This window comes from Bacillus sp. B28, assembly GCF_029536185.1.
GTDB lineage: Bacteria > Bacillota > Bacilli > Bacillales > Bacillaceae > Bacillus > Bacillus halotolerans.
This window is the reverse complement of sequence record NZ_CP120511.1, coordinates 3221230-3246084: the sequence shown is the minus strand read 5'-3', so window position 1 is coordinate 3246084 and position 24855 is coordinate 3221230. Positions and strand designations below refer to the sequence as shown.

The following is a 24855-nucleotide window of genomic DNA, read 5'->3' as shown; positions in this document are numbered from 1 at the left end:
GATTGGAGTGAAAATGGATGGCTAAAAAAATGCCTGATATTGGTGAATACAAATATGGTTTTCACGACAAGGACGTTTCCATTTTCCGTTCAGAGCGCGGATTGACAAAAGAAATCGTAGAAGAAATTTCTCGCATGAAAGAAGAGCCTCAATGGATGCTTGATTTCCGCTTGAAATCACTTGAACATTTCTACAATATGCCAATGCCTCAATGGGGCGGAGATCTAAACTCACTGAACTTTGACGAAATTACGTACTACGTAAAACCGTCTGAGCGTTCAGAGCGTTCTTGGGATGAAGTTCCTGAGGAAATTAAGCAAACATTCGACAAGCTCGGTATTCCTGAAGCTGAACAAAAATACCTTGCGGGTGTTTCTGCTCAGTACGAATCAGAGGTTGTATACCACAACATGAAAGAAGATCTTGAAGCGCAAGGCATCGTCTTTAAAGATACAGACAGCGCGCTGAAAGAAAATGAAGATATTTTCCGTGAGCACTGGGCAAAAGTGATCCCGCCGACTGATAACAAGTTTGCGGCGCTGAACTCAGCTGTTTGGTCCGGCGGATCTTTCATCTACGTGCCAAAAGGCGTGAAGGTTGAGACACCGCTTCAAGCTTACTTCCGTATCAACTCTGAAAATATGGGTCAGTTCGAACGTACGCTGATCATCGTTGACGAAGAAGCAAGCGTGCATTACGTTGAGGGCTGTACGGCACCTGTTTACACAACAAACTCTCTTCACAGTGCGGTTGTTGAGATCATCGTCAAAAAAGGCGGCTACTGCCGTTATACAACGATCCAAAACTGGGCGAACAACGTTTACAACCTTGTAACGAAACGTACGATCTGTGAAGAAAACGCAACTATGGAATGGATCGATGGCAACATCGGGTCTAAACTGACAATGAAATATCCGGCTTGTATCCTAAAAGGCGAAGGCGCGCGCGGTATGACGCTTTCTATCGCTCTTGCGGGTAAAGGCCAGCATCAGGATGCGGGTGCGAAAATGATTCATCTTGCACCAAACACATCTTCCACAATTGTATCAAAATCGATCTCTAAACAAGGCGGGAAAGTAACCTACCGCGGAATCGTCCACTTCGGACGTAAAGCGGAAGGCGCCCGTTCTAACATCGAGTGCGATACGCTCATTATGGATAACAAATCAACGTCAGACACAATTCCTTACAATGAAATCTTAAATGATAACATTTCATTGGAGCACGAAGCGAAAGTGTCTAAAGTATCTGAAGAACAGCTCTTCTACTTGATGAGCCGCGGTATTTCCGAAGAAGAAGCGACTGAAATGATCGTAATGGGCTTCATCGAGCCATTCACAAAAGAGCTTCCAATGGAATACGCAGTTGAAATGAACCGTTTGATTAAATTCGAAATGGAAGGTTCAATCGGTTAATGTAAAAATAAAACCCGGCGGAATACGCCGGGTTTTGTTTGTTTACAGACGAACACTAATCGTGACAACTCCTAGTACGCTTGTTCCCTTATAGATAGTAACTTGAGCAGAACCAGGAATTGACTTGCTGTATACCATTCCGCTTTGACTTACAGAGATATAATCACGACCGGAAGTTACAACATAGCTAGTGGCTCCTTCTCTAGCAATATTTAAGTAACTGTTTACTTTCATTTGGTAAAAGGCATCCATGACTTTAATAGGGCTGTTTGATACACTTTGAATTGAAGGTGTTGGAGCAGCTGACATTTCTTCAGCAGAGGCCACACCGCCTAAGCTTAAAGCCAAAGCTGAAACTGATAGTGCAGAAATAATCGCTTTTTTACATTTCATTTGTAACACTCCTTTTTTATTTTTCCTTACACCTTACAATTTGGATAAAGAAAGGCTAGTTCCTGTTACTTAATATGTATAATTTGTTAACATATGGTTATTAGCTAAATGATGTATACTTTAAATGATGAGAACCGCAGGCATGTTTAAGCCTGCGGTTGCTATTTCAACTTTCGGATATATCATTAGGATGAATATTGATGGTGGATGCTGCTGAGGGAATATCAACTTTTTTCATCTCTAGCAATTGAGTATAGGCCGTGTCGAATTCATCTTTTGTCATCTGCTTTGCGGCTAAAGCAGAGCATAAAATGGCAAAGGCAATCGGCATTGTATCAATGTGAATGTCGATATGGACCTCTGAATTGCCGCTGTTTTCGATAACAGAGCCATTTTTGGGCATTTCCGCAGCATGTCTGTTGATAGGAATGATATTCTCGTTCATTACTCTTCTCCGTCTTGAGACTGTGCCTGTGCCTGATCCTGATCTGTATTCACGTTGACTACGACTTTTGCATTGCCGCTGTTTTCAACTTTAGCAACTGATACATTGCGCTTTTGGTTTTCTTCATTTTCATGACGATTTTCGCTCATGGTATCATCCTTTCTCTATTGATAGTGACAGGATATTCAATAGGAGAGTGAAGAGATTGGACGAACTTCGCGGTTTTTCCACATTGGGTCTAAAGGTCGAAGGAAAGCACTCTATTTGGTAAAATGAATAGATATTATAAAAGAAAAGGTGTTTGCATATGAAGTCTTACATCATCGTCGGCGCAGGCATACTAGGTGCGTCGACGGCTTATCATCTCGCAAAATCAGGAGCCCGGGTTACGGTGATTGACCGGAATGAACCGGGACAAGCGACTGACGCGGCGGCGGGGATCGTCTGTCCTTGGCTGTCGCAGCGCCGCAATCAGGATTGGTACCAGCTCGCTAAGGGCGGAGCGCGATACTATAATGATTTAATCAAGCAATTGGAAGAGGAGGGAGAAACAGACACCGGATACAAGCGTGTCGGTGCGATCAGCATTCACACTGATTCAGTGAAGCTTGATAAGATGGAGGAGCGGGCGTATAAGAGGCGCGAGCATGCGCCGGAGATCGGTGACATCACCCGTTTGTCCGCGAGTGAAACGAAAAAGCTGTTTCCCATTTTAGCTGATGGCTATGAATCAGTTCATATCAGCGGCGCCGCTCGTGTGAACGGGAGGGCGCTATGCCGGTCGCTTTTAAGCGCTGCCGAGAAACATGGTGCGGTCATTGTAAAAGGAAACGCGTCCTTGCTTTTTGAGAACGGAAGAGTCACCGGTGTCCAAACAGACAAGCAGCAGTTTGAGGCTGATAATGTGATCGTGACTGGAGGGGCATGGGCCAATGAATTGATGAAGCCTCTGGGCATTCATTTTCAAGTGTCCTTTCAGAAAGCGCAGATTATGCATTTTGAAATTCCTGGCGCAGATACCGGATCATGGCCGGTGGTGATGCCGCCGAATGATCAGTATATTCTGTCCTTTGATGACGGCAGAATTGTAGCAGGCGCCACCCATGAAAATGAGGCCGATCTTAAAGACCTCCGTGTGACAGCAGGGGGACAGCATGAAGTCTTGAGCAAAGCACTTGCCGCAGCCCCGGGGCTTGCTGACAGCACAGTCATTGAAACAAGAGTGGGCTTCAGACCGTTTACACCGGGGTTTCTGCCAGTGGTGGGTGCCGTGCCGAATGTTCAAGGACTTTACGCCGCTAACGGTTTAGGCGCGTCAGGATTAACGATGGGGCCGTTTCTGGGTTCAGAGCTCGCAAAGCTAGTTCTCGGACAGCCGACAGAAATAGACCTTAGCCCTTATGATCTTGCCGGAGCGCTTGCATAATAATGAAAGGCATGACAAACAAATATAATAAAGCTGTTCTAGCTTTTCTTTCCTGTCTGTGTTAGCATTTATCTTTAATGAAAAAGAGGACGTGAACTGATTTTGATAAAAATTGATATACCAGCACCGAATGTGACGATCACCGAACGGCAGCAGTCAGCCAATGATAACGAGCCGAAAATAAAGGCGATTTACGGATTCATCGACTTTCACCAGATACCAAGGGATAAAGGCGGCATCTTCATGTTTTACAACATTCACGATGAGCTGCTGTTTGTCGGTAAAGCCAGAAAGTTAAGACAGAGAATTAAGAAGCATTTTGAAGATACTGTCTCACCGATCAAAAATCACAGAGACGAAGTATATAAAATTGAAGTATGTGTAGTCGAAGATCCAATGGAAAGAGAAATTTACGAAACCTACATCATCAATACACAGCACTCGAAGTACAATATAGACAAGGTATTTTTTAAATAAGAAGTCAGTCTGCGGATTGAGCAGTGAAGCCAGAGCTTATGCTAAGTTCTGGCTTTTTGATTTGGCATTTTTCTGTACGTAGGCCTGTAGTCTATCACTCGATTAAATTATTGAGAAATTTCAGAAAATGATATTGACAATCCAAGCTGCGGACTTTAATATAACAATATATAATGTTATATAACGTTATATAATAAAAATGAGGAGTGAAGGATTTGAGTCAAGTCACAGCAAAAGTTAATCGTGAGGTTCAAGCTTTCTTGCAGGATTTGAAAGGAAAAACCATTGACCATGTATTCTTTGTCGCATGCGGAGGGTCTTCGGCCATCATGTATCCGAGTAAATATGTGTTTGACAGGGAGTCAAAATCAATCAGCTCCGACCTTTACAGCTCTAATGAATTTATTCAGCGAAACCCTGTGCAGCTTGGTGAAAAGTCTCTTGTCATTTTGTGCTCGCATTCGGGAAATACTCCGGAAACGGTAAAAGCTGCTGCATTTGCGAGAAGCAAAGGCGCGCTTACGATTGCAATGACGTATAAGCCGGAGTCTCCTTTAGCACAGGAAGCGCAATATATCGCCCAATATGACTGGGGTGATGAGGCGCAGGCGATCAATACGAACTATGGCGTTCTATATCAAATCGTTTTCGGCGCTTTGCAGGTATTAGAAAACAATACGAAATTTGAACAAGCAATTGAAGGTTTAGATCAATTGCAGGCTGTGTATGATGAAGCCCTTAAGCAGGAAGCAGACAACGCACAGCAATTTGCAAAAATACATGAAAAAGAAAGCATCATTTATACAATGGCAAGCGGTGCAAACTACGGTGTCGCTTACTCCTACAGCATCTGCATTCTCATGGAAATGCAATGGATTCATTCCCACGCCATTCATGCCGGAGAATATTTTCACGGACCGTTTGAAATTATTGATGAATCCGTGCCGTTTATCATCCTGCTCGGTTTAGATGAAACAAGGCCTCTTGAAGAGCGGGCGCTTACCTTCTCGAAAAAATATGGCAAAAAGCTGACTGTGCTCGATGCCGCATCTTACGACTTCACTGCAATTGACGATTCAATAAAAGGCTACCTTGCTCCGCTCGTTCTTAACCGTGTGCTGAGAAGCTATGCGGACGCTTTGGCAGAAGCAAGAAATCATCCTTTATCTCATAGAAGATACATGTGGAAAGTTGAGTATTGATCTGAAAAAGAGGAACCATTATGCATTAGACTATAATGTTATATAACATTATAGTCTAATGTCCAGAGGAGGCCAACCCTTTGAAGAAAATGTTTTTATTTTTGATCATTGCAGCTGTCAGTATGCTCACCATTGCGGGCTGTTCGAGCCAGGGCAGTTCAGCGGATGGAAAGGTGACATTGAAATTTTTCCACAGATGGCCGAAGGAGCCGGAGAAAAGGTATTTTGAAGAGGTTGTAAAGGAATTTGAAAAAGAGCATCCGGATATCGACATTCAAACTGAAGCGGTTTTGAATGACTCCTATAAAGATAAAATTAAAGTTATGCTGGGAACCAGCAGCCCTCCTGATATTTACTTCTCATGGAGTGACGAGTTTGCTTTTAAATTTATCAGAGGAAATAAAGCACTTGATCTCTCGTCCTACTACAAAGATGATACAGATTGGTCATCGCAGCTCGTTCAATCGCAAGTTACACCATTTACGTATGAAAACAAACAATATGGCGTGCCGTGGCAAATGGACGCTAAATCATTTTTCTATAATAAAGATATTTTTAAAAAGCTCAATCTAGAGCCGCCGGCGACTTGGGATGAACTCATCGATGTCTCCAAGAAGCTGAAAGAAAATGGCTATACGCCGATCAGTTTCGGAACAAAAGCGCCTTGGACAATCTCACATTATATCGGCACGCTGAATCAGCGGATGGTCGATGAAAAAACAAGAGAAAAGGATTATAACGCCAAAACGGGTGAATTTACCGATGAAGGCTATGTGAAAGCACTTGAAAAGCTGCAGGAACTGATGCCTTACTTCAATAAACATGTAAATTCCGTCGACCATGAATATGTGAGACAGCAATTTAAGAGCGGAAAGTCGGCGATGATATATGCGGAAACGGCTGAAATCAAACTGGTCGAGCCAGTGAATCTAGGGATGTTCTCATTCCCTGAAATCAGCGGACAAAAAGGATCTTCAGAAGCGTTAACGGGGGCGCCTGAAGGATTTATGATTTCTTCGAAAACAAAACATCCGAAGGAAGCAGTGGAATTTTTGCAATTTCTGACCTCGAAAAAAATGGGTGAAAAGCTCGTTAAAGACGTCGGCAAATACAGTGCGGTGCAAGGGACGGCAACCGAAGAAAATTCTACAGCCATTCAGCGTGAAGCCGTTCAGCATATCGTAGATGCCAAATCAATGGTTCCGTGGTTCGATATGGATGTTGATGTTGAAATCGCAGATGTGTACTTAACAAGCGTCCAGCAAATGCTTGGCGGCGACATGACACCGGAGCAGGTCATGAAAGCCGTCCAAAAAGCAGCCAAGCAAGTGAAGGCGTCAGCTGAATAAATCAAAGAAAAGGTGAAGCGACGCACCTTTTCTTTTTATAAAGGAGATGAGTTATCCTTGGTCAACCAAAATAGAATAATCCCCTATTTGTTTTTACTGCCGGCTCTTGTTTTTCTACTTTTCGTTTATATCCCGATTTTTGAGAATGTCTTTCTCAGTCTGTTTCAATGGAGCTCTTTTTCTCCGGAAAAAACGTTTATCGGATTGAAGAACTATGTTGAATTATTTCGTGATCCTGTCTTTTATCAAGCCCTCACGAATAACGTGCTCTACGCAGCGATCTCAATTGTATGCCAGGTGTTTGGCGGTTTGATTTTGGCGGCGGTGCTTGAGGATAAGCTGGTCAGAAAATGGTCGCCTTTTTTTCGTACCGTTTTCTTTTTGCCGGTTGTCATCTCGATGACGGTGATCGCGCTTTTATTTGATTTTATTTACAACCCTGAGACGGGGCTTTTGAATCAGCTGCTTCAGGCAATCGGGCTGGATCAGCTGACGAGGGCATGGCTCGGGGAGGACAGCACGGCTATGCTTTCTGTCATCTTTGTGTCGCAGTGGCAGTCTGTCGGTTATATTGCGATGCTGTATATTGTGTCGATTCAAAAAATACCGGATGAACTGTATGAAGCGGCGCGTCTTGACGGTGCGGGAAAAATTCAGCAGTTTTTTCACATTACCATTCCCCAGACGAAAGAGATGTCTTTTGTTGCGGTGGTGATGACGCTGACAGGCGCTTTTACAGTGTTTAACGAGCCGTACATTTTGACAGGCGGCGGACCGGGAAACGCTTCTGAGGTATTAAGCACATTCTTATATAAAAGCGCCTTTACAAAGGATATGATGGGCTATGCTTCAGCGATTGCCACTGTTGTGTTACTCATTACGCTTGCTTTGTCGCTCATGCAAATGAAGTTCTTTAAAACCGGAAAGGAGGATTAACAGATGCTGCCTCAAAAGAAGACAGATTCGTTTAGATTAGAGCCTGTGCCTGACCGGCACATCGAGGTGAAAAAAAAGCCGAGGCGAAAATGGTATATCGGAGAAACGTCTGTATGGGTTTTTCTGTTTCTTTATCTAATCGCGATTGCTTATCCGCTTTTATGGATGGTCATGAGCGCCTTTAAAAGCTCGGATGATATTTTTGAGAACAGCTGGTCGCTGCCGTCTTCGTGGCATCCGGAGAACTTTGTGTCCGCCTGGAATCAGGGGATTTCTTCTTATTTTATGAACAGTGTGATCGTGACGGCCCTGACATGTGTGATTACTGTCTTTATCAGCGCATGGGCGGCATACGGGCTTTCGAGGTTCGAGTTTAAAGGAAGAGGGTTCTTTTTGGTGCTTTGTCTTGGCGGTTTGATGCTGACGCCTCAGGTCAGTCTTGTGCCGCTTTATTCCATTATTCAGTCGCTGGGGCTTTACAATACGTATTGGGCTTTGATTTTGCCTTATGCGGCTTATCGGATTCCATTTACCATCATTTTAATCCGCTCTTATTTTCTTTCTATTTCTAAAGAATTGGAAGAGGCGGCTTATTTAGATGGGTGTACGAGTTTCGGAGTATTTTTCAGAATTTTCTTACCAATGAGTGTGCCGATTTTAGTGACGTCGGGTATTCTGACAGCTTACCATACGTGGAATGAGTTTATGTTTGCGATTATTTTCATAGATGACGAGAATTTGCGGACCATTCCAGCGGGGCTGATGCAGTTCCGAGATGCGCTGCAGACGGATTGGGGCGTCTTGCTGGCGGGATTAACGATTTCTGCCGCGCCGATTATTATTCTGTTTTTATTTATGCAGAAATATTTTGTCCGCGGTATTGCAAGCGGAAGCGTAAAAGGATAAAGGAGGAAGCACAATGAAATTAATTGCTGTTGGAGACAACGTTGTAGACTACTATCAGGATCAAGAAACATTCTATCCGGGAGGAAATGCCTTAAATGTCGCAGTGCTTGCAAAACGGCTCGGGCATGAGTCTTCTTATATCGGAATCATCGGCAATGACGAAGCCGCGGCTCATCTGCTGAATGTGCTGAAATTGGAGAAGGTCAACGCTGATTTTATTCGCCAGGCGCATGGGGAAAACGGAATGGCAATCGTTACCCTTGATGAACAGGGGGACCGGATCTTTGTGCGATCGAATAAGGGCGGCATCCAGTCGCGTCTCCGCCTTGTGTTCCAGGAAAAGGACTTATCTTTTATCAGCGGGCATGATCTGCTGCATACCAGTGTGTACAGCAGGCTTGAGAACGATTTGCCGCAGCTGTGCGGGCTGATCCCGGTTTCTTTTGATTTTTCAACAAATCGAGAGGATGAGTATTTGAAAAAGGTCTGTCCTTATGTGACGTACGCGTTCTTTTCAGGGAGCGATCTGAGTGAGACGGAGTGCGGCCAGCTCGCCAAAAAGGCACATGAGTATGGAGCGAAAATTGTTTGCATGACCCGCGGCGGGCAAGGGGCGATCCTGTCTGCGGGGGACCGAATCTACCATCAGCCGATTGTGGAAGCTGATATAATAGACACACTCGGAGCGGGAGATTCATTTATCGCGGGATTTTTGACTGCGTTTTGTGAGAAGCAGGATGTGATGAACGCTTTGCGCCAAGGAGCGGAAACAGCTGCGAAAACATGCGGAGTGTACGGGGCATTCGGCTACGGCTATCCCTATCGCCTGGAGGAAGGGGGAAGCAGTGAAAAAACGAGAATACTATAAGCAGTGTCTCGTTTTTTATGCCTGTCATGTGTAGGGACTGTTGATTGTAAATGTGACACGGTTTGTGTGCATCAAAAACAGTGAGCAGTAGATCGGCTGATCGTTTGAGGTAAATGCGGTTTTATCGATTTCAAACAGCGCATCCCCGATATCGCAATCCAAGTATTTGCTTTCCTCCTGCTGGGCATAGACAACATTTAATAGTTTTGTATTGTGAGTGGGAACAACTTGGTATTGCTGCTTTAAAATATCATGCATAGATACACCGTCAGCAATAAACGTATTGATGGCAGGAAACATGTCCAGCGGGTAATGCGTGATCTCAAAGGTGAGCGGCTGATCATCGTTATATAAAATCCGTTTTAATTCAACGACAGGGCTCTCGGGATTGATCTGAAGCTTTTCGGCGATCGGTTTCGATGCTGGTATGATTTCATGGGACAGAACCTGATGCTTCGGTTTTTTCCCGGTTGATTCCATAAATTCAGAGTAGCCGTTTACTGCGATCAGCTCTCTCTTCAATTTAGGGCTTTTAACGAACGTTCCTTTTCCCTGCTGCCTGATCAGATAGCCTTCTTCGACTAAATCAAGAATGGCTTTTCTGACGGTAATGCGGCTCACATTATACTTGCTGCAAAGCTCGTTTTCTGTGGGCAGCTTGGCAGCCGGGGAATACAAGCCCTTTTTAATGTCATCTGTTATGATTTGTTTTAGCTGAATGTATAAAGGTGTTGAACTTCCGTTGTTTAACAAGGGGTAGCCTCCTTTTAAGCTATTATTTATATTATAATGTATTATGACGTTATAATACAAATTTGCGTTTTTTGTTTTAGAAATATAGCAAATATGGGAATCGATTACTCTAAAAATAACAGAAAGACCGAGTTGTTTCCAGTGACGAAATAACGGAGAAAAAAAGACGGGGGGAGTTTTCTGATGGCTTCATTAACATTTGAACATGTCAAAAAATCATATCATTCACAATTAACGGTGAAGGACTTTGATTTAGATGTAAAAGATAAAGAGCTTTTGGTGCTGGTGGGGCCGTCAGGCTGCGGCAAATCGACAACCCTGCGGATGGTGGCCGGGCTGGAAAGCATTTCGGAAGGAAGCCTCTTCATCGATGGGGAACGGGTCAATGATCTTCCGCCGAAGGAGCGTGATATCGCGATGGTGTTCCAAAACTATGCGCTGTATCCGCATATGACTGTTTTCGATAACATGGCATTCGGACTGAAGCTCAGAAAAATGCCGAAACAAGAAATTGCCGAGCGGGTGCATGCAGCTGCAAACATTTTGGAGATTGAGCATTTGCTGAAGAGAAAACCGAAGGCACTTTCCGGCGGCCAGCGGCAAAGGGTGGCGCTTGGCAGATCAATTGTGCGGGAACCAAAGGTCTTTTTAATGGATGAACCGCTTTCTAATCTGGATGCGAAGCTGAGAGTGACGATGCGGACAGAAATCAGCAAGCTTCACCAGCGGCTGGAAGCAACCATTATCTATGTCACCCATGATCAGACTGAAGCGATGACGATGGGCGATCGGATTGTCGTCATGAATGAAGGTAAAATTCAGCAAGTGGCCAAGCCCCATGATATCTATCATTATCCGGCAAACCTGTTCGTGGCCGGGTTTATTGGCTCTCCCGGAATGAACTTTTTCAAAGGCATGATTGAAGAGCACCATGGCGAGCTGTTTTTTACAAATCCTTCGATCCGGCTTCATATTCCTGAAGAAAAGGCGAAACGGCTGAAGGAAAAAGGCTATACCGGAAAACAGATGACAGCCGGTGTACGGCCGGAGCACATCGCACAAATGACTGGAAATGACCGGCTGTTTGATTCTGTGTTTAAAGCGACGGTGGAAGTGAATGAAAATTTGGGACCTGAGCTGATTGTGCATGTCAGCGCCGGGAACGAGCGGCTCACGGTTCGCTTGGATGGCGGCAATCGAATTGCCGCGGGCGATACAATTCAGCTGGCGGTGAAAATGGATCACGCCGTCTTTTTCGATGCTGAAACGGAACAGGCTGTGTATTAGAAAAGGTGCTCCCTTCGGGGGAGCACCTTTTTCTTAAGGCCAAATGTCGTCTGCCCATTCAGGGTGATCGATAAATGGATTTCGGTTGTGCTGATATTTTTCATAAATGATTTCATTTCTTTTTCTTTCGCGGGCATCAACAGGGTCCTGCCTATTCCATTCAAGCAAGGCGGATTGTTTTCCGTGATAAGGAGCAGAGCCGTTTCCTGTCCTATCATTGAGCTCAAGGTCAGGGTAGCCGTCGTCTCCTTCGTAACGGACAGCCATGTAAAACAGCATGCGGGCGACATCGCCTTTCACATCATCACGGGGCTCCCATGAATCTCCGTCATAGTAATTTCCGGGCGCTTTCGCGTACTCGTTGCCGCCGTTGTCAAAGTCCATGTTGCCTCTGGCACTGTTTACTTGGACGTCTGCTGGACGCAAGTGATGAATATCAGTGCCGGGCCCCTTGCTTGTACCAAAATCGCCATGGGATTTCGCCCAGACATGCTCCCGGTTCCAGTCCCCGACATTGCCGCCGTTCAGGTTTTTCGAACGGGATTCGTTCGTATAGAGCAGGATGACGTTATTCGGATTGGCCGGATCTGCATCTGTTTCTTTCAGCGCGTTCCATACCTCGCTGTAAGACAGCATCGTATGTCCGCTAATGATGCGGTGCAGCGCGCTTTTTAACGCCTCTCCGCTTTTTCCTTCAGCACCTTCATAATAGGTGTCTGTGTCGGCGTATGGTGCCGCGGGAGAGACTAATGAGAGAATGCCCCCGGAGGCTGCGGAAGAAGTAGCTGCACGGTCATTCAGGTTCAATCCGGTTTGCGCGCTTGCTGAAGCAGAGGGCGCAAACCATCCGGAAATCAGTAATACACAGACGAACGGCAGAAACCTTGCTTTTTTTGTCATCACTTGCCCTCCTTTAGATCAGATCATGTCTATTATCTAAAATTGAGATAAAGGTTAGAAGTGTCATTTTGTATATTTTTTATTACATTTGTAAAATGGTAACTTTGGAGGAGGCAGAACTCTATTGTTCCGGGATCTTTAGTCCGCGTTATTGCTCCGGCTGAGTTTTGGCAAGCGCTGTTCCTTGATCGAGTGCTGCTTCACTGAAAGCATTGCCTTCCCGTGATTTTCGCTAGTTCATACAATAAATCTTTAGAACCACTTTTTCCTCTCGCTGTTTTTTTAATTCATCGCTGCCTATTGACTCTCTTCCTTACTGGCTGCTATTCCTAAAATGGAATGGCAGGCTGGTTATTATGACCAAAAAACAAACGTTTTTTTGGTTTATGTGCTGATGAACTATACGTCTTCCTCCCTCTATAATGAAGTCACCATAACGGCCAGAGGAGGAAGCACATGGAAAAGCAGAGGCTTTCAGTAGAAAGCGGCATCGCTGATTACATCGATTGGCTTGCCCAATTCGGTGCGTCTGCTGATGGCGGAGTGACGAGGCTTTTGTACACCAAGGAGTGGATGGACGCGCAGCTCGCCGTGAAAGCGGAGATGTCGGCATTTGGGCTTGACGCCAGATTTGACGATGTCGGCAATGTCTTTGGAAGGCTTCAGGGCACCCAGTCTCCGGATGAAGTGATTTTAGCCGGCTCACATATCGATACTGTGATCAATGGGGGGAAGTATGACGGCTCATATGGCGTGCTTGCGGCAATGCTTGCTTTAAAGCAGCTCAAAGAAACATACGGAGCGCCGAAAAAAACGCTTGAGGCCGTGTCTTTATGTGAGGAAGAGGGCAGCCGTTTTCCGATGACATACTGGGGATCAGGAAATATGATGGGTGCTTTGTCATTGAAGCATGCGGAAGTACCGAGAGACGGATCAGGTGTTTCATTACAAGAGGCGATGCATGACAACGGTTTTGGCAGAGGCGTGTATCCGTCAGCGCACAGGACAGATATCAACGCTTTTATTGAAATTCACATTGAACAAGGACAGACGCTTGAAATGTCAGGACGAGACCTCGGTGTGGTGACAAGTATAGTCGGGCAGAGGAGATATCTGATTACACTTGAGGGAGAATGCAACCACGCAGGGACCACCTCCATGAAGTGGCGCAAGGACCCGCTCGCAGCCAGCAGCCGCATGATTCATGAACTGCTGCTTCGCGCTGAAGAACAGCCGGATGAGCTTCGTCTGACATGCGGGAAAATGACGGTGGAGCCCAATGTGGCCAATGTCATACCTGGACGGGTGCAGTTTTCAATCGATATTCGGCATCAAAATCAGCGTGTACTGGAGCATTTTTATGAAGAAATGACAGCTGTCATCAACGGCATTTGTGACGAAAAAGGGATTCGCGCCATGATTGATGAATATATGCGGATAGAGCCTGTGCCGATGGACGAAACGCTTTCTGCCAAGGCTCTTGAGACAGCGGCAGAAAACGGTATCAGCTGTGAAGAAATGGTGAGCGGGGCAGGGCATGATGCGCAAATGATCGGAAGGAGCTGCCCCGCTTGTATGCTGTTTGTGCCGAGCAGAGGCGGCATCAGCCATTCGCCGAAGGAATTTACTTCTGCATGTCAGCTTGAGATCGGCGTCCGCACATTGACTGATTTATTATACAAACTGGCTTACTGATGAAGGAGGAATGGCTGTGTCAGGCAGAAAAGAATTATGTACACCGTTAAGAACGATTATGACACCGGGACCCGTTGAGGTCGATCCGCGTGTATTAAGAGTGATGAGCACACCGGTTGTCGGCCAATTTGATCCGGCGTTTACCGATATCATGAATGAAACGATGGAGATGCTTCGGGAGCTGTTTCAAACGAAAAACCGCTGGGCGTATCCGATTGACGGCACATCCCGGGCGGGAATTGAAGCGGTGTTAGCGAGTGTCATTGAACCGGGAGATGACGTGCTTATTCCGATATACGGACGCTTTGGCTTTTTGCTGACTGAAATCGCTGAGCGGTACGGGGCGAATGTTCATACGATTGAGTGTGAGTGGGGAACGGTTTTTGACCCTGACGCTATTATACGGGAAATGAAAAAAGTGAAGCCGAAAATTGTGGCGATGGTGCACGGGGAAACATCAACTGGCCGAATCCATCCGCTGAAAGCGATTGGAGAAGCGTGCCGTGCTTGGGATGCACTGTTTATTGTCGATGCGGTAGCGACAATTGGGGGCTGCGAGGTGAAAGTGGATGAATGGAACATTGACGCAGCTATCGGCGGCACGCAAAAGTGTTTGTCTGTTCCGTCGGGGATGGCGCCGATTACATATAATGAACGGGTGGCGGACATCATTGCGGCGCGCAAAAAGGTGGAACGCGGAATTGCGACTCAGGCAGACAAGGCGCCGCTTACCGGAAATCGTCCGATCACCAGCAATTATTTTGATTTGAGCCAGCTTGAGGATTATTGGAGCGAACGGCGGCTCAATCATCATACAGAAGCGACGACGATGCTTTATGCCTTGCGTGAGGGCGTGAGACTGGTGCTTGATGAAGGTCTTGAAGCACGTTTCGAGCGGCATCAATACCATGAGGCCGCATTAATCGCCGGGATTAAGTCGATGGGGCTGAAGCTGTTTGGGGATGAGAGCTGCAAAATGCCTGTTGTTACCTGTGTGCAAATCCCGGACGGCGTGGACGGAGAGTCGGTCCGCCATATGCTTTTGGCACAGTTTGGAATCGAAATCGCCAGCTCATTCGGCCCTTTAGCCGGGAAGATTTGGAGAATTGGTACGATGGGCTACAGCTGCAGAAGAGAAAACGTACTGTTTGTCCTTGCCGGATTAGAAGCTGTGCTTCTCAGACACGGCGCTGTGATCGAAGCGGGAAAAGCGCTTCAGGCCGCGCTTGATGTATATGAAAATGCTAAGAGCCAGGCAGCGATTTAAAGAAAAAGCTTGCGGAATTCCGCAGGCTTTTTTCATTTTCGCTCATTCTCCAATCTGATTTTCTCCGTTTGACTCTTTTTACAAATCCGTTTTCTCTGTGTTGCATTTTCTGACGGAGCATGAGTCATTTTTTCTTTTTTCATCTATTCTTTATACAAGGCACCTATAAAGTGACGTTTTATTTCTTACAGCAATTTTTGAAAGGGGGATGCGGCATTGGAGTATTTTTACACGATTTTAGATGCGCTTCTGGAAGATCAGGACGAGGCTGTGCTGGCGACCATTGTACAAGTCGAAGGCTCTGCATATCGAAAAGCGGGCGCCACCATGCTCTTTAAGAAAAACGGAGAAAGAATCGGCTTGCTGAGCGGCGGGTGTCTGGAAGAGGATATATCCGAAAGAATCGGTGAACTCGGCGATCAGCTGACGACAGCGCTTATATCCTATGACATGCGGGCTGAAGACGATCTTTCGTGGGGCATGGGAGTCGGCTGCAATGGCGTTATTCATATCTATGCGGAACGAATCTCTCAGGAAAAAAAGCGGCACTATGAAAGAGTAAGAGACTGCCTTCATTCAGGAAAAGCCGTAACAGCCGTTACACAGATTGAATCCCCTCAGTCAGGGCGTTATCTGTTTTTGTCAGAGAACGGATATTTTGGGCGCTGGCCGGGTGTGCCGCTTCAAGATATTCAACGCACCGCTTCAACGCTTCATGTACCGCATTTTGATCCATCATCAAACATTTTTATTCAGCGTATTGAGCCGAAGCCGCGTCTCATTCTGTTTGGGGCGGGCCCAGATATGATACCGCTCGCCAATTTGGCGGCTGAGACCGGATTTTCTGTCATTGTGACAGATTGGCGGCCTGCATATTGCACAGCCGCTCTTTTTCCAAAAGCAGATCAGCTGATCACTGCCTTTCCGGAGCAGATGCTCAGTGAATTTGGATTTTCCCCTCAGGATTCCGCTGTTGTGGCGACTCACCATTTTCAGCACGATCAAGTCATCGTTGAATCCTTATTTTCTCGAGACCTTCATTATATCGGGCTTTTGGGTTCCGAAAACCGCACGAAACGGCTGCTGAATGGAAAACAGCCGCCCGCGCATTTTTACAGTCCGGTCGGGTTGAAAATCGGCGCGGAAGGCCCAGAGGAAATTGCCGTCAGCATCGTTGCGGAAATCCTTCAAACACGAAAACGGCTGGCGGTTATATGAGCATTATCGGTATATTTCTGGCGGCCGGAAAAAGCGAGAGAATGGGCACAAACAAGCTGGCATTGCCGCTAAAAGGAGAAACGATCGGATCGGCTTCATTAAAAACAGCTCTACTATCCCGTCTTGACCATGTGCTGATTGTCGAGAGGACAGAACGTGCTTCACTTGAGTGGATCGGGGCGCAATATCAAGCACCGCCTTTTCTGGATCGCTGGAGTTTGCATGTCTGTAAAGAGGCGGAAAAGGGCCAAGGGCATTCTGTCAGCAGCGGGGTGAGAAAAGCGGAAAGCATGGGGGCAGACGGGGTCGTCATTCTGTTGGGCGACCAGCCGCAGCTTTCTGTCGATCATGTAAATGCCCTGATATCAAGGGCTCATGAAAGGTTTGCGGTGTCAGCGTCTTTGCGTACGCTCAGTCCGCCTATTTATTTCTCATCCGCCTGTTTTCCATATGTAAAGGAGTTAAAGGGAGATGAGGGTGCCCGCAGGCTGCTGAAAAACGGACAGCTTGGCACTGGAGCGGTGCTGGCAGTGAAAGCGTGCGAGGAACTGGAAGATATTGATACGCCGGAGGAATATGACACTGTCAGGAGGCGAATACATGAACGGACAAGTGACACAGGCGCGAATGAACATTCAATTATGGAGGCCGGCAGCGCTTGATGAGGCATTTTCTCTTTTGAAGCAGCTTGCGCCAGATGTGTGTGCAGCATCGGGCAGCACGCTGCTCCAGCTCCAATGGGACAAAGGAATTCTTCCGAAAGCGCATCTCATCAGCCTTGAAGGCATTGATGAGATGAAAGGCATTACCGCTGACGGCACCCATGTGTCGATCGGGGCGCTCACCACGCTGAATGAATGCAGAAAAAACAGCCTCATCAAGCGGGATCTGGCTTGCTTATGTGATGCAGTTTCTGCTGTTGCAGCGCCGGGAATCCGAAGCCGGGCCACAATTGGCGGCAACATAGCGAGTAAAATAGGGGATTTGATTCCGCTTCTGCTTGTGCTTGATGCGGAGCTTATCGTTTATCAGAAGGAGCTTGTCAGGCTGCCGCTTGCTGAATGGATCTCCAGTGAAGCGTATTCACATGGAATCGTGACGCGTGTGATCATCCCGCGTCCAGAGGGAGATCGTGTGTTTTTCCGCAAGCTGGGAAGGCGGCAGGCATTTACCGGAGCGGTTGCTGTGGCGGCAGGACGTTTACTGAAAGACAGTGACATTCGCCTCGCAGCGGGCCATGCCGATATCAGGCCAAAAAGATTAATAGAAAGCGAGGCGAAATGGATGGAGCCTGAATGGGAGGCGCACGAACTGTACGAAACACTTATCAAGGAGCTGCCGTTTTCAGCTGATGCTTTCGTGTCAGCGGCATACAGAAAAAAAGCGGCTGCCAACGTCATCATGTCCGAGCTGATGTTTGAGGGAGGGGAATAAATGAGCATATGCAAACCGCCAAGAATAAGGCCGGATGGAAGGGAAAAGGTCACAGGTGAATTGAAGTATATGACTGATCTCACTTTTCAGGGGATGCTGTACGGCAAAATTCTGAGAAGCGCTTTCCCTCATGCGGAAATCGTGTCGATTTGCACCAAAAAGGCTGAAGAAATGGAAGGTGTGCGGGCGGTCGTCACCCATAAGGATGTTCCGGGTTTCAACCGTTTTGGGATTGTCATTCCTGACCAGCCGGTTCTATGCGAGGATAGAGTGCGTTATGTCGGAGATGCAGTGGCAGCCGTCGCCGCAGAAACAGAAGACATTGCCGAAGCCGCGCTGGAGCTGATTCACGTGGTGTACAGGGAGCTGGAGGTCATTGATTCTCCAGAAAAAGCGCTCCGACCAGATGCGTATATGCTGCACCCGGACGGTAACATCCTTCATCGTGCGTTTTTCTCGCACGGCGATGTGGAAGCGGGATTCCAATCGTGTCACACCATCCTTGAAGAAACCTACGAACTGCCGCGGCAGATGCATACGTATATGGAAACGGAAGGGGGGGTAGCTGTTCCGGAACGTGACGGGGGTTTTACAATGTACGCTGGCACTCAGCACGGCTACAAGGACCGTTTTCAGCTTGCCCGCATTTTGGGTATTCCTGAAGAGAAAATTCGGGTTGTGTCGAGTCCGATGGGCGGCTCATTTGGCGGAAAGGATGAGCTGAATATTCAGCCGTATGCCGCGCTTTTGGCCCGTAAAAGCGGGCGTCCGGTCAAAATACATCAGACGAGGCAGGAATCTGTACGCTCAGGAATCAAGCGCCACCCGATGAAAATCACGATCAAAACAGGGGCTGATCAAACAGGGAAGCTTCTGGCTCATGATGTGAAAATCATTGCCGATACAGGCGCTTACGCCACGCTGGGACCGGCAGTCCTGGATTTTTCTGCTGAGCATGCCGCGGGTCCGTACCGCATTCCGAATATCCGCACTGAAGGGATCTCTGTGTTTACGAACAATGGGGTGGCGGGAGAATTCCGGGGCTTTGGCGGCAACCAAATCACATTTGCGCTGGAAACCCATCTTGATCGAATCAGCAGCATGCTCGGCATCGATCCGCTGGAGCTGCGAAGAAGAAATATCAGAAAACCGCATGACCCTGGGCCGCTTGAGCATCGGATTGCGCCCACTGACGGAGCGGCGCAGGTGTTGAACGTCATTTCTGCATCTTCTATTCTCAAAAGAAAACATCAGACGTCTCGTTATAAACGAAGAGGTGTTGGATCCGCAATTACTATGCACGGGGGCGGGCTTGGCTATGGCCGGATGGATGCCGCAGGAGGGCGTCTTTCCCTTTCAAGTGACGGCAAAATCACGGCTTCGTTTGGGTTTGAAGAGTGCGGGCAGGGCATCCTCGCCGCGGTTGAACATATTGTCACCGAAGAGCTTGGCTGCGCGGCGGAGGATATTTCCATTGTCATTGGGGATACCGCAAAAGTGCCAAAGTCAGGCTCCTCCACGGCATCCCGCGGCACGAGCATGGTGTGGCACGCGATCCAGCGTTTGAAGAAACCGTTTCTATATCAGCTGAAAAAACGTGCCGCACAATCGGTCTCATGTTTGCCTGAACAACTCATTCTCAGCGCTGGGGGGCTGCGGATGCTTAATAAAAAGGAGCTGGTGGTGACCTATAAGGAATTGGCAGAAAAAGGCCCTTTGACTGAGGAAACAGCATTCGATTTTCCGACAACGCCTGATCCTGTGGTCGGCGGCCATTTTCTCTACTCATTTGGAGCGGCTGCAGTTGAGGTGGAGGTTGATCTATTAACAGGCGATGTCAAAGTGATAGATTGTGAGCACGCCATTGCGGCAGGCCCGGTTGTCAGTCCGCAGGGCTATCGCGGACAAATCGAAGGCGGCGCTGCTATGGCGCTCGGCTATACGCTGATGGAGGAAGCAAAAATGACGGACGGCCGTTACACAGCGGAGAATTTGGATCAGTATGTAATTCCGGGAATCAAAGATGTTCCGGCAATGAAACTGACCGCGATAGAAGAGATGATGGATGGTGACTCATATGGCCCGCGCGGTGTCGGAGAAATAGGAACGATCGCCATTACCCCGGCGATTGTAAAGGCGGTACATGATGCAGTCGGCTGCTGGGTGAACAAGCTGCCGATTTCGCGTGAAGAGCTGCTTGATGCGATAGACAGAAAGGGGATAAAACAATGGGCGTAAAAGAAGCAGGATCTTTCTCTGTAAAAAAGCATCGGTTCCGAATGACCGTGAATGGAATAGCGCGGGAGGTTGATGCGGTTCCTACAGCTCGCTTGAGTGACCTTCTGCGGACGGAATTCCAGCTGACCGGAACTAAAATTTCCTGCGGAATCGGCCGTTGCGGTGCATGTTCTGTCCTGCTCGACGGCAAGCTCGCCAATGCGTGTATGACCATGGCATACCAAGCGGACGGCCATTCGATCACAACCATTGAGGGGCTTCAAAAAGAAGAACTGGATATCTGCCAAAACGCTTTTCTGGAGGAAGGCGGCTTCCAATGCGGATATTGCACACCGGGGATGACGATTGCGCTTAAAGCTCTGTTTCAGGAAAACCCGCAACCTACTGACGAAGATATTGAAGAAGGTCTGGCGGGCAATTTATGCCGGTGTACCGGTTATGGAGGGATTATGCGGTCGGCTTGCAGGATTAGAAAAGAGTTAGCAAGTGGAAAAGGGAGTCATTGGACTTTTCCCGCAGCTACGGCAAAGCACCGGATTTAAAAAGTTAAGCAAATCGATAAAGCTTTAGAGAATGGCCTGGATGAACTTCAATGACAGATCGTGAAGATGAAATACCTCTTCTCCCTTTACTTTTTGCCTAGTTGTGTTTCATACTAGAAATGGGTAATATTGCAAATTAAGGAAAGAGGGAGAGATGATGAATAACTTAAATTGGTGGAAAATACTTTTACTAACCTTTCTTTGTTCCCTGATTTTTTCTGTCGTCTTTGTCACTGTTCAACGGATTGACTTAATACTCAATCCACCGGAAGTACCTGTTAAATCGATTGAAAAAATAAGATAATTCATTTTGGAGAAAAGGGAATGAAAATATTTTTTTGTTGTGCGGAAGAAATTGATCCGAAAGAAACTAACAAATCCGTTAACAAGCGTTTCTAAATGGCGGGATTAATTGAAGAGCGAGATCAAGACGCGGCCGCGTTGTGGGGAAACATCACGCTCTCATCTCATATTGTAATGGAGGACGAGGATTTGCAGCGAGTGTTATATTTCCCTGCTCAAAACCTTGTCGCTATAGCAAAACAAACGCCATAAAGAATTCTTATGGCGTCTGACGGATATGGGGTAAGGTGAGTTCTTAATAGCCACCGAAGAAAGAAGTGCCAACAATGATTAATAGGATGAATAGCACCACGATCAAAGGGAATGACTTCATAACTTCACCTCCCTTAAAAGAGGATAGTACATGATATGCTGATGGAGATAAATTGATAGTGATGCTAGTTTAATTGATTTTAAATATTTTTTAGTCTAAGTAGAAATAGAGAACGATAAATTAAATATTTAAAAACAAACTCAAACTCTCAAATACGAGGTCCGGGGGTGGCATAAATCGCAGGAACCTTCTCACAATAGGGAGGGTCTTTTATTTATGCAGTGATCCACTCAACCCCTAAACATGTGCGGAGCCCGCCTCACCAGCGGGCGGGCTCTTTTCTTAACTCCCTCTATATACTTGATAACCAAACGGGGACAGCAAAAGCGGGATATGATAATCAGCTTCCGGATCAGAAAGATGGAAACGAACTGTTACAATCGTTAAAAACGCCTCAGCCGTGTTCGCTTTCTTTTCCGCAAAGTAATCCCCTGCATGGAATTCCATCACATACTCCCCGGACTTCAGCTCTTCTCCCGCAAGGAGCGGAGCGTCGACTCGGCCGTCTTCATTCGTAAAAGCCTCTTTGACAAGGGGAAGGCTTTCACCTTCGTTCAGCCGCTTCAATTCGATTTTTACGTTAGCCGCGGGTTTGCCGCAGGTTAAGTCCAAGATATGCGTTGTCAGCTTCCCCATCAGGCATTCAGGCTCCCTAATGCTTCCCCGGCTTTCCGTTTTTCTTTCTCGGCGTCTTCTCTCGTCACGGTGAACCGCTGGAAACCGAATGGCGGGCGCGGTTCTGTGTAGACTTTTCCTTTTGTGCCCGGAATCTCTTCGACGACTGTATCCCATGTGTGATTTTGAGATTGGAAGCTGACATCCGCGAGCTGCGGGAATCTCGTTAATATTCTGCATCCGATATGATAGATTAAGTTTTGAATGGAAGGCGTTTTGAGCTCGTGAAATACAGTGCTCGCTAAGTCACGGACCTGTTCAGCCGCCACGTAACGGGCTGGATCGGCGGCGTATGCATCATCCGCATGTTCGTAACGCCAGCTGATGTTTAAATAGACAAAGAGCGGCCGATTGCCATCTTCAGGGAGAGTCGTATATTCGTCTCTGATAAAGCCGACGAAGGAGTTTCCGCTCACTTTGACAAGCTGGAGATCCGTGATTTCGCTGTATTGCTCCTTCAGCGTTATCGTATCCCCAGTTCGTTCTGCTTTCAGCACCGATCGAGCGCGTTCATTGCGCGATCTTCTGAAGACAAGCTGGCTTGTGCCGAGATCTTGATCGTCGTATGCAGGCATCGCTTCAAACGGAATGTCTTCGCCTGTCAGAGTGATCGTGTCCATATGTGAATAGGTGTCAAAAAATCTGTGAGCCACATAATGCAAGAAGCCTTCGGAAGTTGTTCCCTCATAGGAAGCGAGGTGGCGCTGAATAAAGTTTTTCATCGAATCCGTAGCCACGATGAGTGTATTATCTCCGTCTGTAAATGACGGCAAAAAGGCATCTCCGCCAATTTCGCATGTCACATCAATGCCGACAACTGTATTGGTTCTGCCCGTAAAAGAAGACTCTGGGATTTTCTTTATGCCTGTGAGCGGTTTTAAAAACGTTCGGTATGCAAACACATTTCCTTTGCCGTAAGACATGGTTCTTTTCATTTGAATCTCTCCTTTTTCTGTAATGATGTCCTCTAAACGAAAGCGGGCGATGCGGTATATTTCTTCAAGAGCCTGCTGGAATTCTGTTTCTGGTTTGTTTTTCAGCCTTGTCAGCAGGGCTTGGCGGATCTCCTGTTTCGTTTTTTCCTTTACCGCTAAAATAAAAGGAAAACCGAAGTTGTGATAGTAGTCTTCATTTTGTTTGAGAAATTCCTCGTATTCGTGCTGTTCAAGCTGACTGAGTCCTGCGTTTTGCTGCTCTTTTACGGAGGAAGCGCTCATTGTTTTCTTGGTGCCGAGCCGGGGGTGCTTGCAGATGAGCTCAAGCTGTGTCTTGCGATCCGCAGCTTTGACTAAGCGGGACATTTTTTGATGCAAATCAGAAAGGGAGGAAAACGGGCGGAGTGCCGCGGCCTCCTCCGCAATCCATGCAGAGTGCTCGAAAATAGATCCAAGTGTGTCAGTCAGTGTTTGTCTATCCATTTGATTCAGGTCGTCCATCGTGAACATGAGCCATCACCCTTTACGTATTGATTTCCGCGCCATGGGGCCGTTTGAATTGATAAAAAGCGTTCAATGCGATCGCGGTTAAGCTGCCAATGACAATGCCGCTTCCAGTCAACACGGAAGCTGCTCCCGGAAGAGATGAAAACAAAGCGGGCACCGTCGTGGCGCCAAGCCCTAAGCTGACAGAAGAAGCAATGATCAGCAGATTGCCTTGTGATTCAAAATCGACGCCGGAAAGCATTTTAATACCGTAAGAAATGACCATGCCAAACATGACAATCATCGCGCCGCCGAGCACTGCATTCGGGATCACGGTCGTCAATGCCGCGGCTTTTGGAATCAGACCGACTGCCATCAGCATAAACCCAGTGATGGCGATGACATTGACACTTTTCATTTTTGAAAGCTGAACGATACCGACATTTTGCGAGAAGGCTGTATACGGAAACGCGTTAAATAAGCCGCCAAGCACAATCGCAAGCCCTTCCGCACGGTAGCCTTTCTCAAGATCTTTCTCTGTTAGTTTCCGGTTTGTCATATCGGAAAGAGCAAAGTAAACACCCGTTGATTCAACAAGGCTGACAATCGCAACCAATAGCATGGTGAGAATGGCAGGCAGCTCAAAGGTTGGTGTGCCGAAATAAAATATAGAAGGAACATGAACCCAGGACGCCTCCGCGACCTCAGAAAAATCGACTTTTCCCATAAAGAAAGCGGCTGCGGTTCCAGCTGCAAGGCCGAGCAAAATCGCAATGGAGCGGATAAACCCTTTAAAGAAATAAAACAGCACTAAAATAAAGGCTGTAACGGTAAAGCCAAGGAGCACGTTGCCTAGTGAGCCGAAGTCTTTGCTGCCTTCACCGCCGGCCAGGTTATTCATCGCCGTCGGAATCAGGCTGATGCCGATAATCATAACGACTGAGCCGGTTACGACCGGCGGGAAAAAACGGACAAGCTTCCCGAAGAAGCCCGCGGCTAAAGCGACAATCAGCCCGGCTGCGATAATCGAACCGTAAATCGCTGAGACACCGTATGTGCTGCCAATAGAAATCATCGGGCCGACTGCAGTAAACGTACAGCCGAGCACAACAGGAAGGCCGATGCCGAAATAACGGTTTTTCCAGAGCTGTAACAGAGTCGCCGCCCCGCACATAAACAAATCAATGGCAATTAAATACGTCAGCTGGCCCGCATTCAGCCCGATCGCAGCTCCGACGATCAGAGGGACGAGAATGGCTCCCGCGTACATCGCCAGCATATGCTGAAGCCCGAGCATCAAAAGCTGAAAGGAATGATGCTGTTCCTTCATCT

The 24855-nt window shown here is 47.1% G+C and carries 26 protein-coding genes; 17 read left to right on the top strand and 9 right to left on the bottom strand.

Features of this window, described 5'->3' with window-relative positions:
- Window positions 1-17 precede the first annotated feature (17 nt).
- Window positions 18-1415, top strand: coding sequence for a Fe-S cluster assembly protein SufB (gene sufB / locus P3L57_RS16200; protein WP_024713611.1), 1398 nt, complete (start codon window positions 18-20; stop codon window positions 1413-1415).
- A 42-nt stretch (window positions 1416-1457) separates the two neighbouring features.
- Here sufB and P3L57_RS16195 read toward each other — a convergent pair whose 3' ends face one another.
- The 3 genes from P3L57_RS16195 to P3L57_RS16185 form a co-directional block, all read right to left on the bottom strand.
- The gene (locus tag P3L57_RS16195) at window positions 1458-1808 is read right to left on the bottom strand and encodes a BLB8/JUQZ-1 family protein (protein WP_069486953.1); all 351 of its coding nucleotides are present in this window, start codon (window positions 1806-1808) and stop codon (window positions 1458-1460) included.
- Window positions 1809-1974: 166 nt separating this feature from the next.
- Window positions 1975-2253: a hypothetical protein gene (locus P3L57_RS16190; RefSeq protein ID WP_069486954.1), complete on the bottom strand. Its 279-nt coding sequence runs from the start codon at window positions 2251-2253 to the stop codon at window positions 1975-1977.
- A complete protein-coding gene (locus P3L57_RS16185) occupies window positions 2253-2402 on the bottom strand; it encodes a hypothetical protein (RefSeq protein ID WP_003240873.1) in 150 nt (49 codons plus the stop codon). The genes P3L57_RS16190 and P3L57_RS16185 overlap by 1 nt, the downstream gene beginning before the upstream one ends.
- 158 nt (window positions 2403-2560) lie before the next feature.
- Between P3L57_RS16185 and P3L57_RS16180 the strand changes: the two genes are divergently transcribed.
- The 7 genes from P3L57_RS16180 (at window position 2561) to P3L57_RS16150 (ending at window position 9417) form a co-directional block, all read left to right on the top strand.
- The gene (locus tag P3L57_RS16180; protein ID WP_069486955.1) at window positions 2561-3679 is read left to right on the top strand and encodes an NAD(P)/FAD-dependent oxidoreductase; all 1119 of its coding nucleotides are present in this window, start codon (window positions 2561-2563) and stop codon (window positions 3677-3679) included.
- Between the two features lie 102 nt (window positions 3680-3781).
- Window positions 3782-4156 carry a nucleotide excision repair endonuclease gene (locus P3L57_RS16175; protein WP_010331777.1) on the top strand — a complete coding sequence of 125 codons (375 nt, stop codon included), beginning with the start codon at window positions 3782-3784 and terminating at the stop codon, window positions 4154-4156.
- A gap of 215 nt (window positions 4157-4371) precedes the next feature.
- Window positions 4372-5358, top strand: coding sequence for a fructosamine deglycase FrlB (frlB, locus tag P3L57_RS16170; protein ID WP_069486956.1), 987 nt, complete (start codon window positions 4372-4374; stop codon window positions 5356-5358).
- Between the two features lie 80 nt (window positions 5359-5438).
- A complete protein-coding gene (locus tag P3L57_RS16165) occupies window positions 5439-6707 on the top strand; it encodes an ABC transporter substrate-binding protein (protein WP_044159033.1) in 1269 nt (422 codons plus the stop codon).
- A gap of 57 nt (window positions 6708-6764) precedes the next feature.
- Complete coding sequence (locus P3L57_RS16160; protein ID WP_227533859.1) at window positions 6765-7643, top strand: carbohydrate ABC transporter permease; 879 nt, start codon at window positions 6765-6767, stop codon at window positions 7641-7643.
- A gap of 3 nt (window positions 7644-7646) precedes the next feature.
- Window positions 7647-8549: a carbohydrate ABC transporter permease gene (locus P3L57_RS16155; protein WP_059292606.1), complete on the top strand. Its 903-nt coding sequence runs from the start codon at window positions 7647-7649 to the stop codon at window positions 8547-8549.
- Window positions 8550-8562: 13 nt separating this feature from the next.
- A complete protein-coding gene (locus tag P3L57_RS16150) occupies window positions 8563-9417 on the top strand; it encodes a fructoselysine 6-kinase (protein WP_069486958.1) in 855 nt (284 codons plus the stop codon).
- 24 nt (window positions 9418-9441) lie between these two features.
- Here the strand turns inward: P3L57_RS16150 and frlR are convergent, their stop codons facing one another.
- Window positions 9442-10170, bottom strand: coding sequence for a transcriptional regulator FrlR (gene frlR, locus P3L57_RS16145; protein ID WP_024122756.1), 729 nt, complete (start codon window positions 10168-10170; stop codon window positions 9442-9444).
- Window positions 10171-10353: 183 nt separating this feature from the next.
- On the opposite strand from frlR, the gene P3L57_RS16140 reads away from it, so the two are divergent.
- Complete coding sequence (locus P3L57_RS16140; RefSeq protein ID WP_044159028.1) at window positions 10354-11457, top strand: ABC transporter ATP-binding protein; 1104 nt, start codon at window positions 10354-10356, stop codon at window positions 11455-11457.
- A gap of 33 nt (window positions 11458-11490) precedes the next feature.
- Here P3L57_RS16140 and P3L57_RS16135 read toward each other — a convergent pair whose 3' ends face one another.
- A complete protein-coding gene (locus tag P3L57_RS16135) occupies window positions 11491-12357 on the bottom strand; it encodes an endonuclease I family protein (RefSeq protein WP_069486959.1) in 867 nt (288 codons plus the stop codon).
- Between the two features lie 456 nt (window positions 12358-12813).
- On the opposite strand from P3L57_RS16135, the gene allC reads away from it, so the two are divergent.
- From allC to P3L57_RS16095, 8 genes are all read left to right on the top strand, one after another.
- Window positions 12814-14052: an allantoate deiminase gene (gene allC / locus P3L57_RS16130; RefSeq protein WP_059292608.1), complete on the top strand. Its 1239-nt coding sequence runs from the start codon at window positions 12814-12816 to the stop codon at window positions 14050-14052.
- Between the two features lie 16 nt (window positions 14053-14068).
- Window positions 14069-15319, top strand: a complete 1251-nt coding sequence (locus P3L57_RS16125) for a pyridoxal-phosphate-dependent aminotransferase family protein (RefSeq protein ID WP_083244501.1) — start codon at window positions 14069-14071, stop codon at window positions 15317-15319.
- A gap of 216 nt (window positions 15320-15535) precedes the next feature.
- The gene (locus P3L57_RS16120) at window positions 15536-16537 is read left to right on the top strand and encodes an XdhC family protein (protein ID WP_059353504.1); all 1002 of its coding nucleotides are present in this window, start codon (window positions 15536-15538) and stop codon (window positions 16535-16537) included.
- Window positions 16534-17199 carry a xanthine dehydrogenase accessory protein PucB gene (pucB, locus tag P3L57_RS16115; RefSeq protein ID WP_044159021.1) on the top strand — a complete coding sequence of 222 codons (666 nt, stop codon included), beginning with the start codon at window positions 16534-16536 and terminating at the stop codon, window positions 17197-17199. Before P3L57_RS16120 ends, pucB begins: the two co-directional genes overlap by 4 nt.
- Window positions 17138-17971: a xanthine dehydrogenase subunit C gene (pucC, locus tag P3L57_RS16110; RefSeq protein WP_044159020.1), complete on the top strand. Its 834-nt coding sequence runs from the start codon at window positions 17138-17140 to the stop codon at window positions 17969-17971. The genes pucB and pucC overlap by 62 nt, the downstream gene beginning before the upstream one ends.
- The gene (gene pucD / locus P3L57_RS16105; protein ID WP_069486961.1) at window positions 17972-20209 is read left to right on the top strand and encodes a xanthine dehydrogenase subunit D; all 2238 of its coding nucleotides are present in this window, start codon (window positions 17972-17974) and stop codon (window positions 20207-20209) included. It begins immediately after the preceding gene.
- Window positions 20200-20751 carry a xanthine dehydrogenase subunit E gene (gene pucE / locus P3L57_RS16100; protein ID WP_069486962.1) on the top strand — a complete coding sequence of 184 codons (552 nt, stop codon included), beginning with the start codon at window positions 20200-20202 and terminating at the stop codon, window positions 20749-20751. The genes pucD and pucE overlap by 10 nt, the downstream gene beginning before the upstream one ends.
- A gap of 399 nt (window positions 20752-21150) precedes the next feature.
- A complete protein-coding gene (locus P3L57_RS16095; RefSeq protein WP_157722678.1) occupies window positions 21151-21306 on the top strand; it encodes a hypothetical protein in 156 nt (51 codons plus the stop codon).
- A gap of 43 nt (window positions 21307-21349) precedes the next feature.
- Here P3L57_RS16095 and P3L57_RS16090 read toward each other — a convergent pair whose 3' ends face one another.
- The 4 genes from P3L57_RS16090 to P3L57_RS16075 all read right to left on the bottom strand — a co-directional run bounded on the left by P3L57_RS16090 (window position 21350) and on the right by P3L57_RS16075 (window position 24853).
- On the bottom strand, window positions 21350-21427 hold the full coding sequence (locus tag P3L57_RS16090; RefSeq protein ID WP_082687850.1) for a YjcZ family sporulation protein: 78 nt from the start codon (window positions 21425-21427) through the stop codon (window positions 21350-21352).
- 282 nt (window positions 21428-21709) lie between these two features.
- Window positions 21710-22063: a hydroxyisourate hydrolase gene (gene uraH, locus P3L57_RS16085; protein WP_069486963.1), complete on the bottom strand. Its 354-nt coding sequence runs from the start codon at window positions 22061-22063 to the stop codon at window positions 21710-21712.
- Entirely contained in the window at window positions 22063-23547 is a 1485-nt protein-coding gene (gene pucL / locus P3L57_RS16080) for a factor-independent urate hydroxylase (RefSeq protein ID WP_069486964.1), read from the bottom strand. Before pucL ends, uraH begins: the two co-directional genes overlap by 1 nt.
- A 13-nt stretch (window positions 23548-23560) precedes the next feature.
- Window positions 23561-24853, bottom strand: a complete 1293-nt coding sequence (locus P3L57_RS16075; protein ID WP_059353499.1) for a nucleobase:cation symporter-2 family protein — start codon at window positions 24851-24853, stop codon at window positions 23561-23563.
- Between the last annotated feature and the right edge of the window lie 2 nt (window positions 24854-24855).